Raw genomic sequence first — 13,809 nt, forward strand, 5'->3', positions numbered from 1 at the left:
AACTCGACGACCGCTTCCGCTTCCTCGTGCCGGGGGCGCGCGTGGTGGACCTCGGCTGCGCGCCTGGCGGATGGTGCCAGGTGGCGGTGCCCCGCATCAACGCGCTCGGCGAGAAGCCGGGGAAGGCGCGGGGGCGCATCATCGGCGTCGACCTGCAGGAGGTGGAGCCCATCGCCGGGGCCGAACTGCATGTGCTCGACTTTCTCGAGGACGGCGCCGACGACAGGATCAAGGACTGGCTGGGCGGGCGCGCGGATGTCGTGATGAGCGACATGGCGGCGTCCTCCTCGGGCCACAAGCAGACCGACCACCTGCGCATCGTGACGCTCTGCGAAGCGGCGGCGGCGCTCGCCTTCGACGTGCTCGAGCCCGGCGGCACCTTCGTGGCCAAGGTCCTGTCCGGCGGGGCCGAGGGCGGGCTCCAGACCGTCCTGAAGCAGCGCTTCGACAAGGTGGCGAACGTGAAGCCGCCCGCCTCCCGCGCCGACAGTTCCGAGAAGTTCGTCGTGGCGACCGGCTTCCGGGGCTGAGCCGCGACCACCCCTTCATATTTCCCGAAATACGCGGCGCCGAAGGCGGCAGCGCCGGCGGGGGCTCGATGCCCCCGCCGGCGCTTCCACCGGGCGACGGCGCAGCCGGCGCAACCCCCAGATTTCGGCCTTTCCCTCGGCCGCGCCCCATGAGATAGGGAGTGGCCTACGCAGGACCCTGGGGAGATTCCGATGGAGATTCGCGAGGCGCTCACCTTCGACGACGTGCTTCTTGTGCCGGATGCGAGTGCCGTCCTGCCTTCGGAGGTCGATACGCGCACCCGCGTGACGAAGGCCATCACCCTCAACATCCCGCTCCTGAGTTCCGCCATGGACACCGTGACCGAGGCCAGGATGGCCATCGCCATGGCGCAGGCGGGCGGCATGGGGGTGATCCACCGCAACCTCGACATCGACGCCCAGGCCCGCGAGGTGCGCCGGGTGAAGCGCTTCGAGAGCGGGATCGTCTACAACCCGGTCACGCTGACCCCCGACCAGACCCTCGCCGATGCCAAGGCGCTGACCGAGCGCTACGGCTTCACCGGCTTTCCGGTGGTGGACGAGAAGCGGCGCGTGCTCGGGATCGTCACCAACCGCGACATGCGCTTCGCCGAGGCCGACGACACCCCCGTCCGCGTGATGATGACCTCCGACAACCTCGCCGTCCTGCGCGAGCCCGCCGACCGGGGCCAGGCGATCAGCCTGATGAAGGCGCGGCGGATCGAGAAGCTCCTCGTGACGGATGCCGAGGGCAAGCTGACCGGCCTTCTGACGCTGAAGGACACCGAGCGCGCGGTGGTCAACCCGGCCGCCTGCAAGGACGAACTCGGCCGCCTGCGCGTCGCCGCCGCAACCACGGTGGGCGACGCGGGCTACGAACGGTCCGCCGCGCTCATCGACGCGGGTTGCGACCTCATCGTGATCGACACGGCGCATGGGCATTCCGCCTCCGTCGCCGAGGCCGTGCGGCGGGTGAAGGGGCTCTCGAACTCGGTCCAGGTCGTCGCCGGCAACGTCGCCACGGCCGGGGCCACGCGGGCGCTGATCGACGCGGGCGCGGACGCGGTGAAGGTCGGGATCGGGCCGGGCTCCATCTGCACCACGCGGATCGTCGCGGGCGTGGGCGTGCCGCAACTGACCGCCATCATGGACTGCGCGCGCGCCGCCGAGGACAGCGGCACGCCGATCATCGCGGATGGCGGGATCAAGTTCTCGGGCGACTTCGCCAAGGCCATCGCCGCGGGCGCGCATTGCGCCATGGTGGGCTCGATGATCGCGGGCACCGACGAGAGCCCGGGCGAAGTCATCCTCTACCAGGGGCGCAGCTTCAAGTCCTACCGCGGCATGGGCTCGCTCGGCGCCATGGCGCGGGGCTCGGCCGACCGCTACTTCCAGAAGGACGCGGCATCCGACAAGCTGGTGCCCGAGGGGATCGAGGGACAGGTGCCCTACAAGGGCCCGGCCGGCACCGTGATCCACCAGATGATCGGCGGGCTCCGGGCGGCCATGGGCTACACCGGCTGCGCCACCATCGAGGAGATGCGCGGGCGCTGCCGCTTTGTCCGGATCACCGGCGCGGGCCTGAAGGAGAGCCATGTCCACGATGTGCAGATCACCCGCGAAAGCCCGAATTATCAATCCACCTGAACGTGTTGCGGGGCGTTCTTGAGGTGATGTCGTGACCCCGGGCGCGCGTCTCTCGGCGGCCATCGCGGTGCTCGACGACTGGCTCGGCGGGCGCGCCGTGGAGCAGGCGCTGACCGGCTGGGCGCGGGGCGCGCGCTACGCGGGGTCGGGCGACCGTGCGGCCGTCCGCGACATCGTCTACGACGCGCTCCGGCGGCGGGAGAGCGCGGCGGCGCTCGGCGGCGGCGCGGATGGCAGGGCGCTCGTGCTCGGGCTCCTGCGGCTCGAGGGCGCCGATCCCGCGACGCTCTTCACCGGCGAGGGCCATGCGCCGGCCCCGCTCGCGCCGTCCGAAGCCGTGGCGGGCGCGCCGCTCGGCCCGGAGGCCGACATCCCCGCCTGGCTCCGCGGCCCGCTCGGGGCCCGCGCGGCGGACGCGGCGGCCAGGGACGCGCTCTTCGCCACCTATCGCGACCGCGCGCCGCTCTGGCTGCGCGTCGCGCGCCGGAACGGGTCGGCGGAGGACGCCATCGCGCGCCTCGCCGCCGACGGCATCGCCGCACGCCCCACGCCGCTCTGCGACACCGCGCTCGAGGTGACGGAGGGCGGACGCAGGCTGCGGGGCGCGGGCGCCTACCTCGAGGGCCGCGTCGAGCTTCAGGACCTTTCGGCGCAGCGGGCGGTCGCCGTCGTGCCCTGGCCCGGGACGGGGCGCATCCTCGATTTTTGCGCGGGCGGGGGCGGCAAGGCGCTCGCCATCGCGGACCGGACGGGGGCGGAGGTCTTCGCCCATGACGCCCACGCGCGGCGGATGTCGGACCTCCCGGCGCGGGCGGAGCGCGCGGGCGTCGCGGTCGGCCTGCTGCCGCCGGGCGGGGCCGCGGCCCATGCGCCCTACGACGCGGTTCTCTGCGACGTGCCCTGCAGCGGGTCGGGCACCTGGCGGCGCGACCCCGAGGCGAAGTGGCGCCTGACGCCGGAAGGGCTCGACGCGCTCCTGGGCGTGCAGGCCGCCATTCTCGACGCGGCGGCGGGACTGGTCGCGCCCGGCGGCCTCCTCGCCTACATGACCTGCTCGCTCCTCGAGGCCGAAGACGAGGCGCAGGTCACGGCCTTCCTCGCCCGGAACGCCGGGTTCGCGGCCGTGGCGACGATGCTCGACACGCCGCTCACCGCCTCGGACGGGTTCTTCACGGCGGTCCTGCGGCGGGGCGCCTGACACCCGCAGCCGGGGCCTTCCCAAACGCGACGGATATGGCATGTTGCGGACGAACGCCGCGGGTGCGGCGTCTTAACGATTGGGCAAGGTTTGCCGTGCAGTCTCGCCGGCACGGGCTGCAGGAGCGGCGGAGGGCCGGGATGGATGCACGGGGCTGGCAGGGCAGGCGGGCCGCACATGAGTGATCGCGCCGACATGCCCGCGCGCGGGCCCTACATGCCGTCGGGATGGTCCGTGCAGCCTTCGCTCCTCATCGCGCTCGGCTTCGCGGCCGGGCTGGCCGCGCTTCTGGTCCAGACCTGGGCGCTGTCCTTCTCGCTCGCCGCCGCGGGCGGCGGCTGCGTGGCGGCGGCGGTCGTCCTTTCGCTGAGGGCGGTGCTCCGCGGCCGGCGGCGGCGGCAGGCGCTCGAGCGCGTGATCGACCTCGTCCGCCACGATCCCGCGCCGGCTTTCGTCACCGACCCGGCCGGCGCCATCGTCGCGCAGAACGTCGCGGCCTCCCGCCGCTTCGGCGACCGGCGCGGGCAGCCCGTGTCCCGCGCGATCGGCGCGGTGCTGCCGAACGCGGCCGCGGTCGTCTTCCGACACGAGAACGCCATCGGCCGCCGCCCCTCGGTCCACGAGACCGTGGTGACGCCCCGGGGCGCGGTGAGGCTCGTGGCCAACCGTCTCGACGGGGCGGTCTTCTGGCGGCTCGAGGACGTGTCGGACGAGATCCGCACCGGCTCGGGCATCGGCCTGCCGATGATGGTGGTCAGCCACAGCGACGCGGTCCTCTCGATGAACGACGCGATGCGCGAGCTGCTCGGGCGGCAGGTCGTGAAGGTCGCCGATGTCCTGCCGGAGATGCCGCTCGTCGCCGGGCGCCGCACGCGGCTCCTGTCCGGGGAGGGCCCGATCGAGGTCGTCCCGATCATCGTCACCGCCCGCGACGGACGGCGCGAGATCTACGCCGTCCCGGGGCTGGCCGAGCCGCCGGCCGCCTCGGTCGCCGCCCGCGCCTTCGAGGCGCTTCCCGTCGCGCTCCTCCACATCGGCGCGGGGGGCGAGGTGATGGCCTCGAACCGGCAGGCGCAGGCGCTGCTCGGGATCGGGGCGGAGGAGATGGCGCCGCTGTCCTCGCTGGTCGAGGGGCTGGGCCGTCCCGTGCGCGACTGGGTCTCCGACAGCCTGGCCGAGCGCATTCCGCCCCGGTCCGAGGTCGTGCGCGCCCGGCGGCGGAGCGACGAGTGCTTCCTGCAGATCTCGCTCAGCCGCATCACCGACGCCACGGGGCCCTCGCTCCTCGCCGTGCTGCACGACGCGACCGAGCTGAAGACGCTCGAGCAGCAGTTCGCGCAGAGCCAGAAGATGCAGGCCATCGGCGAGCTCGCGGGCGGGATCGCGCATGACTTCAACAACCTCCTCACCGCGATCACGGGGCATTGCGACCTCCTGCTCCTGCGCCACGACCACGGGGACGAGGATTACGGCGACCTCGTGCAGATCAACCAGAACGCCAATCGCGCCGCCGCGCTCGTCGGCCAGCTCCTCGCCTTCTCGCGCAAGCAGACGCTGGAGCCCGACATCGTCGACCTGCGCGACACGATGGGCGAGCTCACGCATCTCCTGAACCGGCTGGTGGGCGAGAAGATCAGGCTGACGCTCAACCACGATCCGGGGCTCCTGCCCGTGCGCGTGGACCGGCGGCAGCTCGACCAGGTGATCATGAACCTCGTCGTGAACGCCCGCGACGCCATGCCGGACGGCGGCGAGATCCGCCTCGAGACGCGCGTCGTGCGCCTGGCCGAGCCGCTCCTGCGCGACAACGCCGTGGTGCCGCAGGGCAACTACGTCACCATCCGCGTCCGCGACGAGGGGCACGGCATTCCCGTCGACAAGCTCGGCCGCATCTTCGAGCCCTTCTTCACCACCAAGAAGGTGGGCGAGGGGACGGGCCTCGGCCTCTCCATGGCCTACGGCATCGTCAAGCAGACGGGGGGCTACATCTTCGTGGACAGCGTCGTGGGCTCGGGCACCGTCTTCACCATCTACATTCCCGTCTACGATGTTCCGGCGGATGCCGTGCCCGGCGCGGTGTCGCGGCCGAAGGCGCGGTCCGCGGCCGCTCCGACGGAGCCGGGCTCCCCCGCGCCGGAGGGTTCGTCCGGGCCGGGCGCCTCGAACGCCGGCGCCGCGCGTGCCGGGGATGCCCCTGGCGCGCACCACGGCACTGCGGCGGACGCGGGCCCTCCGCCCGGAGCCGAACGTCCCGGCACCGTCCTCCTGGTCGAGGACGAGGCGCCGGTCCGCGCCTTCGCCTCGCGCGCGCTGAAGCTGCGCGGCTATCATGTGCTCGAGGCCGACAACGCCGAGGCCGCGCTCGAGACGCTGCGCACGACCGAGGAGCGGATCGACATCTTCGTGACGGACGTGGTCATGCCGGGAATGGACGGGCCGAGCTGGGTGCGCGAGGCGCTGCACGCCTATCCCGGGGTCAAGGTCGTCTTCGTCTCGGGCTATTCCGAGGGCGACATCGAGGAGATGTCGGCGGGCATCCCGGGCGCGGTCTTCCTGCCCAAGCCCTTCTCGCTCGCCGACCTCACGGCGACCGTCGCGCGCCAGCTTCACTGAGCCCCGGCGTCCCCGACCTGGCCTCCGATCCGTCCCGCGCAGAGGTCGTCCCAGAGCGCGAAGTCCGCCGCCGCCCCCCGCCGCAGCCGCGCAAGCGTCGCGTCCGGAAGCTCCGTCGCCGGCCCCTCGGGCGAGACGTTGCGCCGCCCCAGCGTGACCGAGACCGAGAGCCGCTCCTCGAGGTAGGCCACGGCCTCGCCCAGCCGGTCGTAGCGGAACAGCCGGTCGACGCCGAGGAGCCCGTCCTCGTCCGACAGGAAGCGAGACTGCCGCCCGACGCGGGCGTGCTCCGGCGGGTCGTCGGCGAGCCAGTCCTCGCAGAACTCGGCGAAGCCGATGCCCGCCGTCGATTGCGGCCGGCCGATCCGCGCCGGGCGCGCCCTGTAGCGATACCAGCTCGACAACCAGTCCACCGGCTCGCGCATCACCGCCACGAGTTCCATCGGCGGCGCCCCCTCCGCCTCGAACAGCGCCGAGACCTGCGCGCGCCAGCGCCGGACCGTCGCGTGCTTGAGCGCCGGCGGGTTCAGGAATGCGGCGTCCGCATGGGGCAGGAAGGCCGCCTCGAGCGCCGTCGTTCCGGTCTTCGGCACGGCCATGAGCACCAGCCGCGCCTTCCAGAAAACCAGCATCGCCCCTCCGCCAGACCGTTCAACGCTTTCTTAACCGCTCGCGCAGCAGATTGGGACCTGCAAGATTCGACTTGAAATGTTCCCTTTTTGTTTGCTACCCATGACGAGAACAAGAGGCGAACACGGGCACCGCATTGCCGCTCCGGCGGCTGCATGACATAAGGGGTCAACCTCCATGGCAACGGCGAACCTTCTCGACATGACCGACCGCACTTCGGCCGACAAGCAAAAGGCGCTCGACAGCGCGCTCGCCCAGATCGAACGGCAGTTCGGCAAGGGCTCGATCATGAGGCTCGGGGGCGACAATCCCTTCAAGGACATCGAGGCGACCTCGACCGGTTCGCTGGGCCTCGACATCGCGCTCGGCATCGGCGGGCTGCCAAAGGGCCGGATCGTCGAGATCTACGGCCCCGAAAGCTCGGGCAAGACGACGCTGACGCTGCACGTCGTCGCCGAGGAGCAGAAGAAGGGCGGCGTCTGCGCCTTCGTCGACGCGGAACACGCGCTCGACCCGCAATACGCCAAGAAGCTCGGGGTGAACCTCGACGAGCTGCTGATCTCGCAGCCCGACACCGGCGAGCAGGCGCTCGAGATCGTCGACACGCTGGTGCGCTCGGGCGCGGTAAGCCTGGTGGTGGTCGACTCGGTGGCGGCGCTCACGCCCAAGTCCGAGCTCGAGGGCGACATGGGCGACTCTTCCGTCGGCGTCCACGCGCGGCTGATGTCCCAGGCGATGCGCAAGCTCACGGGCTCGATCGCGCGCTCGAACTGCATGGTCATCTTCATCAACCAGATCCGCATGAAGATCGGCGTCATGTTCGGCTCGCCCGAGACCACGACGGGCGGCAACGCGCTGAAGTTCTACGCTTCCGTCCGCCTCGACATCCGCCGCATCGGCTCGATCAAGGACCGCGACGAGGTGGTGGGCAACACGACGCGCGTGAAGGTGGTGAAGAACAAGGTCGCGCCGCCCTTCAAGCAGGTCGAGTTCGACATCATGTACGGTGAGGGCATCTCGAAGACCGGCGAGCTTCTGGACCTCGGCGTGAAGGCGGGCGTGGTGGAGAAATCCGGCTCGTGGTTCTCCTACGGGGACGAGCGGATCGGCCAGGGCCGCGAGAACGCCAAGCAGTTCCTGCGCGACAACCCCGACGTGGCGCTGTCGATCGAGGACAAGATCCGCGCCGCGCACGGGCTCGAGTTCGGCGTCTCGGACGAGGACGATCCGGCGATGATGGAAGACTGAGCGCGCGATCCCGCGCAACCGGAGGGGCGGTCCGCAGGGGCCGCCCCTTCGCGTTTCCGCGCCTCTCCTGTGGACAGGCACGGGCGGCGAATATACATCCGCTCCCTGACCCTCATTCCCGACGGACAGTCCCGCATCCCATGGCCAGCCTGAACGAGATCCGCTCCACCTTCCTCGACTTCTTCCGCCGCAACGGCCACGAGATCGTCGAGAGCTCGCCGCTCGTGCCGCGCAACGACCCGACGCTGATGTTCACGAACTCGGGCATGGTCCAGTTCAAGAACCTCTTCACCGGGGTCGAGCACCGCGATTACGTGCGCGCGGCGACGGCGCAGAAATGCGTCCGCGCGGGCGGCAAGCACAACGACCTCGACAACGTGGGCTATACCGCGCGGCACCACACCTTCTTCGAGATGCTCGGCAACTTCTCCTTCGGGGACTACTTCAAGGAGCAGGCGATCCCCTTCGCGTGGGAGCTGCTGACGAAGGACTTCGGGATCGACAAGTCCAAGCTGCTGGTCACCGTCTACCACACCGACGACGAGGCGGCGACGATCTGGAAGAAGGTCGCGGGCCTGCCCGACGAGCGGATCATCCGCATCCCCACCAACGACAACTTCTGGATGATGGGCCCGACCGGCCCCTGCGGCCCCTGCACCGAGATCTTCTACGATCACGGCCCCTCGATCTGGGGCGGCCCGCCCGGCAGCGCGGAGGAGGACGGCGACCGGTTCATCGAGATCTGGAACCTCGTCTTCATGCAGTTCGAGCAGTTCGAGGACGGCAGCCGCCGCGACCTCGCGGCGCAGTCGATCGACACCGGCATGGGGCTCGAGCGGATCGGCGCGCTCCTCCAGGGCAAGCACGACAACTACGACACCGACCTGATGCGCAGCCTGATCGAGGCCTCGGCCCATGCCTCGGGTGTCGAGCCCGACGGACCGAAGAACGTGCATCACCGGGTGATCGCGGACCACCTGCGCTCGGTCTCCTTCCTGATCGCGGACGGCGTCATGCCGTCGAACGAGGGTCGGGGCTACGTGTTGCGGCGGATCATGCGCCGCGCGATGCGGCACGCCCATCTTCTCGGCACGCAGGACCCGATGATGTTCCGCCTCGTGCCGACGCTGGTGCAGCAGATGGGCCAGGCCTACCCCGAACTCGGCCGCGCGCAGGCGCTGATCACCGAGACGCTGAAGCTCGAGGAGGAGCGGTTCCGCACGACGCTCGAGCGGGGCCTCAGGCTTCTCGACGACGAGCTTGCCAAGTTGCCCGACGGCGCCGCGCTGCCCGGCGAGGCGGCGTTCCGGCTCTATGACACCTACGGTTTCCCGCTCGACCTCACGCAGGACGCGCTCCGCGGCGACAACCGGAGCGTGGACGTCGCGGGCTTCGAGAAGGCGATGGCCGAGCAGAAGGCCAAGGCGCGCGCCGCCTGGTCCGGGTCGGGCGAGCAGGCCGATGCCGCGATCTGGTTCGACATCGCGGAGGAGCACGGGGCCACCGAGTTCCTCGGCTACGACACCGAGACGGCGGAAGGCGTGATCCACGCGCTGGTGAAGGGCGGCGCGCGGGCGAACGCGGGCCACGCGGGCGACAGCCTGACCATCGTGGTCAACCAGTCGCCCTTCTACGCGGAATCGGGCGGGCAGGTCGGCGACACCGGCATCATCCGCACCGAGACGGGCGAGGCGCGCGTGACCGACACGAAGAAGGTCGCGGGCGTCTTCCTGCACATGGCCGAGGTCACGAAGGGCGAGATCGCGCCGGGCCAAGCCGCGCAGCTCATCGTGGATCACGACCGCCGCACGACGATCCGCGCGAACCACTCCGCCACGCACCTCCTGCACGAGGCGCTGCGACGCGCGCTCGGCGATCACGTCGCGCAGCGGGGCAGCCTCAACGCGCCCGACCGGCTGCGCTTCGACTTCAGCCACACCAAGGCGATGACGCCCGACGAGCTGCGGACGGTGGAGCGCGAGGTCAACGACTTCATCCGCCAGAACGCGCCGGTGGAGACGCGGATCATGACGCCCGACGCCGCGCGGGAGCTTGGGGCGCAGGCGCTCTTCGGCGAGAAATACGGCGACGAGGTGCGCGTCGTCTCGATGGGCGCGCAGGACGGCTCGGGCAAGGGGCGCGACGGGCGCACCTATTCGATCGAGCTCTGCGGCGGGACGCATGTGCGCCAGACCGGCGACATCGGCCTCTTCGTGGCGCTCGGCGACAGCGCGTCCTCGGCCGGCGTGCGCCGGATCGAGGCGCTGACCGGCCCCGCGGCCTTCGAATACCTGGCCGAGCAGGACCGCCGCATGGCCGCGCTCGCCCAGGAGGTCAACGCGACGCCCGCCGAGGTTCTCGACCGCGTCCGCGCGCTGAAGGACGAGCGCCGGAAGCTCGAGAACGAGGTGGCGCAGCTCCGCCAGCAGCTCGCGCTCGCGGGCGGCGGGGCGTCGGAGGGGCCGGCCGTCGAGACGGTGAACGGCATCCCCTTCCTCGCGCAGTCGCTGAAGGGCGTGAACGGCAAGGACCTCGCGGGCCTCATCGACGCGCACAAGGGGCGCATGGGCTCGGGCGCGATCCTTCTCATCGCGGATGCCGACGGCAAGGCCGCCGTCGCGGCGGGCGTCACCGACGACCTGACCGCCCGCGTCTCGGCCGTGGACCTCGTGAAGGCCGCCGTCGAGCGGCTGGGCGGCAAGGGTGGCGGCGGACGGCCCGACTTCGCGCAGGGCGGCGGCAAGGACCCGTCGCAGGCGCAAGACGCCATCGCCGCCGCGGAAGCCGTCCTCAAGGGAGCCTGAGACATGCCCGGAGCCTACTGGATCGCCCACGTCACCGTCACCGACGACGAGGCCTACAAGCGCTACGCCGCGCTTGCGACCGAGGCCATCGCCGCCCATGGCGGCCGGTTCCTCGCCCGCGGCGGGCAGGCCATCCAGAAGGAGGGCCGCGCCCATCCGCGCAACGTCGTGGCGCTGTTCCCGAGCCTCGAGGCGGCGAACGCCTGCTACGAGAGCGCGACCTACCAGGAGGCGCTGAGCCACGCGAAGGGCGCGTCCGAACGCGATCTCGTCCTCGTCGAGGCGCTGGACTAGCCGTTTCGCCCTCGCCACCGGGATGCGCCTGCGGCATCCTTCGCCCGTGACTGGCGGAGAGGTGCGGGCATGGCGGAACTGGAGAAGCGGATCGCGCAGGGGCGGGGCGACGAGCCCGCGGACCTCGTCCTCCGGGGCGGCAAGGTCCTCGACCTGATCACCGGCAGCCTGGTCGCGGGCGATGTCGCGATCTGCGGCGACACCATCGTGGGGGTCGGCGAGGACTACGCGGGCGGGGAGGTCGTGGACGTTACCGGCCTCACGCTCGTTCCGGGCTTCATCGACACGCATCTCCACATCGAATCGAGCCTCGTCACGCCCTACGAGTTCGACCGCTGCGTGAGCCCTCGCGGCGTCACCACCGCCATCTGCGACCCGCACGAGATCGCCAACGTGATCGGGGCCGAGGGCATCCGGTATTTCCAGGAGGCCTCACGCCACACGCTGATGGACATCCGCGTACAGCTCTCGTCCTGCGTGCCCTCGACCGACATGGAGACGGCGGGCGCCGAACTGACGGCCGAGGACATCGCGGGGCTGATGGGGCACCCCTCGGGCATCGGGCTCGCCGAGTTCATGAACTATCCGGGCGTCATCTTCCGCGACCCGCGCGCCATGGCCAAGCTGAGCCTCTTCGAGGGCGGGCACGTCGACGGGCACGCGCCGCTCCTCTCGGGGCGCGACCTCAACGCCTACATCGCCGCGGGCATCTCGACCGAGCACGAGGCGACGAGCGCGGCCGAGGCACTCGAGAAGCTCCGCAAGGGGATGCGCGTCCTGATCCGGGAAGGCTCGGTGTCGAAGGACCTGCACGCGCTCCAGCCCGTGCTGACCGAGACCACGGCCCCCTACATGTGCCTCTGCACCGACGACCGGAACCCGCTCGACATCGACGAGGAGGGGCACCTCGACCACATGATCCGCACGCTGATCGCGCTCGGCTGTCCGCCGCTCGCCGTCTACCGCGCGGCCTCGCTCTCGGCGGCGGAGGCCTTCGGGTTGAAGGACCGGGGGCTGATCGCGCCGGGCAGGCGGGCGGACATCGTGGCGGTGGACGACCTCGCCACCTGCCGCGCGGCGCAGGTCTGGGCCGGGGGCAGGGCGGTGACGGCCGCGGCCTTCGCCGCGCGGCAGACGATCCCGCCGGTGGGCCGCAACTCCGTCAAGGCGCCGCCGCTCACGCCCGCGAGCTTCCGCGCGCCAGCCAACCGCGAGGAGACCGACGTGATCGGCATCCTCGAGGGCAAGATCCTGACCGAGCACCTGCGCGAGGAGGTTCCCATCGTCGACGGCGACAAGCGGCCCGACCCCGCCCGCGACCTCGTCCGCATCGCGGTGGTAGAGCGGCACGGGAGGAACGGCAACATCGCCACGGGCTTCGTGAAGGGTTTCGGGCTGAAGGCCGGGGCCATCGCCTCGACCGTCTGCCACGACCACCACAACATCGCCTGCGTGGGGGTCGACTATGCCGACATGGCGCTGGCCGCGACGCGCCTCTCCGAGATCGAGGGCGGCTTCGTCGTGGCCCGCGACGGCGCCGTGCTGGCCGAGCTCGCGCTGCCCGTGGCGGGGCTCATGAGCCTCGGCAGTTTCGAGGAGGTGCGCGACGACCTCATCGCGCTCCGGCAGGCGGCGAAGTCGCTCGGCGTGACCCTGCAGGAGCCGTTCCTGCAACTGGCCTTCCTCGCCCTGCCGGTGATCCCCGCGCTCAAGATCACAGACCGGGGCATGGTGGACGTCGTGCGCTTCGAGATCATCGCCTGAGGCGTCCCTGCGGGGCGGGGGCGCGGCAATCTGGCTCTCCCCGCGGGCGTCTGTTCCGTGGACGTCCGGCGTTTGGTGTACTATGGCATACCAAACTCAACCGCAGGGCCGGAATCGATGACCACGACACATACCCCCGACATCATCTACACCAAGGTCGACGAGGCGCCCGAGCTCGCCTCCGCCTCGCTTCTGCCGATCATCCAGAGCTTCGCCTCGGCCGCCGGCGTTTCGGTCGGCACGATGGACATCTCGCTCGCCGGCCGCATCATCGCGGCCTTCCCCGAGCACCTGACCGAGGCGCAGCGCATCCCCGACGACCTCGCCGCGCTCGGCGAGATCGTGAAGCAGCCCGACGCGAACGTCATCAAGCTGCCGAACATCTCGGCCTCGGTGCCGCAGCTCGTGGCCGCGGTGAAGGAGCTTCAGGCGCAGGGCTACGCCATCCCCGACTACCCCGAGGCGCCGCAGACCGACGCCGAGAAGGAGGCCCGCCGCCGCTTCGACGCGATCAAGGGCTCGGCGGTGAACCCGGTCCTGCGCGAGGGCAACTCCGACCGCCGCGCCGCCGCGCCGGTGAAGAAGTTCGCGCAGAACAATCCGCATTCGATGGGCGACTGGTCGAAGGACAGCAAGACGCGCGTGGCCTCCATGTCGGGCGGCGACTTCCGCGCCAACGAGGTCTCGGCGACGCTGGCTGCGGCCGCGACCGCGAAGATCGTCCTGACGACCGACGCCGGCGAGGAGATCGTCCTGAAGGAGGGCGTGAGCTGGCCCGCGGGCACGGTGGTCGACGCCACCTACATGAGCGCCTCCGCGCTGGAGCGCTTCCTCGCCGAGGAGATCGAGGCCACGAAGGCCGAGGGTGTCCTCTTCTCGCTGCACCTCAAGGCCACGATGATGAAGGTCTCCGACCCGATCATCTTCGGCCATGCCGTGCGCTGCTGGCTGAAGCCCGTCTTCGAGAAATACGGCGACGAGATGAAGGCGCTCGGCGTCAACCCCAATTCGGGCCTCGGCGACCTCCTGAACCGGGTGAAGGACCACGCCGGGATCATGGCCGCCATCGAGGAGGTCACGG

General features: G+C 71.0%; 10 protein-coding genes. 9 read left to right on the forward strand and 1 reads right to left on the reverse strand.

All coding sequences use genetic code 11. The features are described 5' to 3' along the window. From ACTS11_RS03080 to ACTS11_RS03095, 4 genes are all read left to right on the forward strand, one after another. Positions 1-530: RlmE family RNA methyltransferase (locus ACTS11_RS03080; RefSeq protein WP_442638876.1), on the forward strand; the 530-nt coding region annotated here is incomplete at its 5' end. 192 nt (positions 531-722) lie between these two features. Beyond that, positions 723-2,177: an IMP dehydrogenase gene (guaB, locus tag ACTS11_RS03085; protein ID WP_442638877.1), complete on the forward strand. Its 1,455-nt coding sequence runs from the start codon at positions 723-725 to the stop codon at positions 2,175-2,177. A gap of 31 nt (positions 2,178-2,208) precedes the next feature. Beyond that, the gene (locus ACTS11_RS03090) at positions 2,209-3,375 is read left to right on the forward strand and encodes an RsmB/NOP family class I SAM-dependent RNA methyltransferase (RefSeq protein WP_442638878.1); all 1,167 of its coding nucleotides are present in this window, start codon (positions 2,209-2,211) and stop codon (positions 3,373-3,375) included. Between the two features lie 177 nt (positions 3,376-3,552). After that, complete coding sequence (locus ACTS11_RS03095; RefSeq protein WP_442638879.1) at positions 3,553-5,988, forward strand: ATP-binding protein; 2,436 nt, start codon at positions 3,553-3,555, stop codon at positions 5,986-5,988. On the opposite strand, the gene ACTS11_RS03100 is transcribed toward ACTS11_RS03095, so the two are convergent. Next, positions 5,982-6,620, reverse strand: coding sequence for a gamma-glutamyl kinase (locus tag ACTS11_RS03100; RefSeq protein WP_442638880.1), 639 nt, complete (start codon positions 6,618-6,620; stop codon positions 5,982-5,984). The two genes, ACTS11_RS03095 and ACTS11_RS03100, sit on opposite strands and share 7 nt — an antisense overlap. 175 nt (positions 6,621-6,795) lie before the next feature. Here ACTS11_RS03100 and recA point away from each other — a divergent pair, with 175 nt between their 5' ends. From recA to ACTS11_RS03125, 5 genes are all read left to right on the forward strand, one after another. Next, positions 6,796-7,866: a recombinase RecA gene (gene recA / locus ACTS11_RS03105; protein ID WP_442638881.1), complete on the forward strand. Its 1,071-nt coding sequence runs from the start codon at positions 6,796-6,798 to the stop codon at positions 7,864-7,866. A gap of 140 nt (positions 7,867-8,006) precedes the next feature. Continuing rightward, positions 8,007-10,670 carry an alanine--tRNA ligase gene (gene alaS / locus ACTS11_RS03110; protein WP_442638882.1) on the forward strand — a complete coding sequence of 888 codons (2,664 nt, stop codon included), beginning with the start codon at positions 8,007-8,009 and terminating at the stop codon, positions 10,668-10,670. Between the two features lie 3 nt (positions 10,671-10,673). Continuing rightward, positions 10,674-10,964, forward strand: a complete 291-nt coding sequence (locus ACTS11_RS03115; RefSeq protein ID WP_442638883.1) for a DUF1330 domain-containing protein — start codon at positions 10,674-10,676, stop codon at positions 10,962-10,964. A 69-nt stretch (positions 10,965-11,033) separates the two neighbouring features. Then, positions 11,034-12,728, forward strand: coding sequence for an adenine deaminase (gene ade, locus ACTS11_RS03120; RefSeq protein WP_442638884.1), 1,695 nt, complete (start codon positions 11,034-11,036; stop codon positions 12,726-12,728). A 117-nt stretch (positions 12,729-12,845) separates the two neighbouring features. Continuing rightward, on the forward strand, positions 12,846-13,809 hold a 964-nt coding region (locus tag ACTS11_RS03125), incomplete at its 3' end, for an NADP-dependent isocitrate dehydrogenase (protein ID WP_442638885.1).

It is taken from the genome of Roseicyclus sp. (assembly GCF_052168335.1).
GTDB lineage: Bacteria > Pseudomonadota > Alphaproteobacteria > Rhodobacterales > Rhodobacteraceae > Roseibacterium.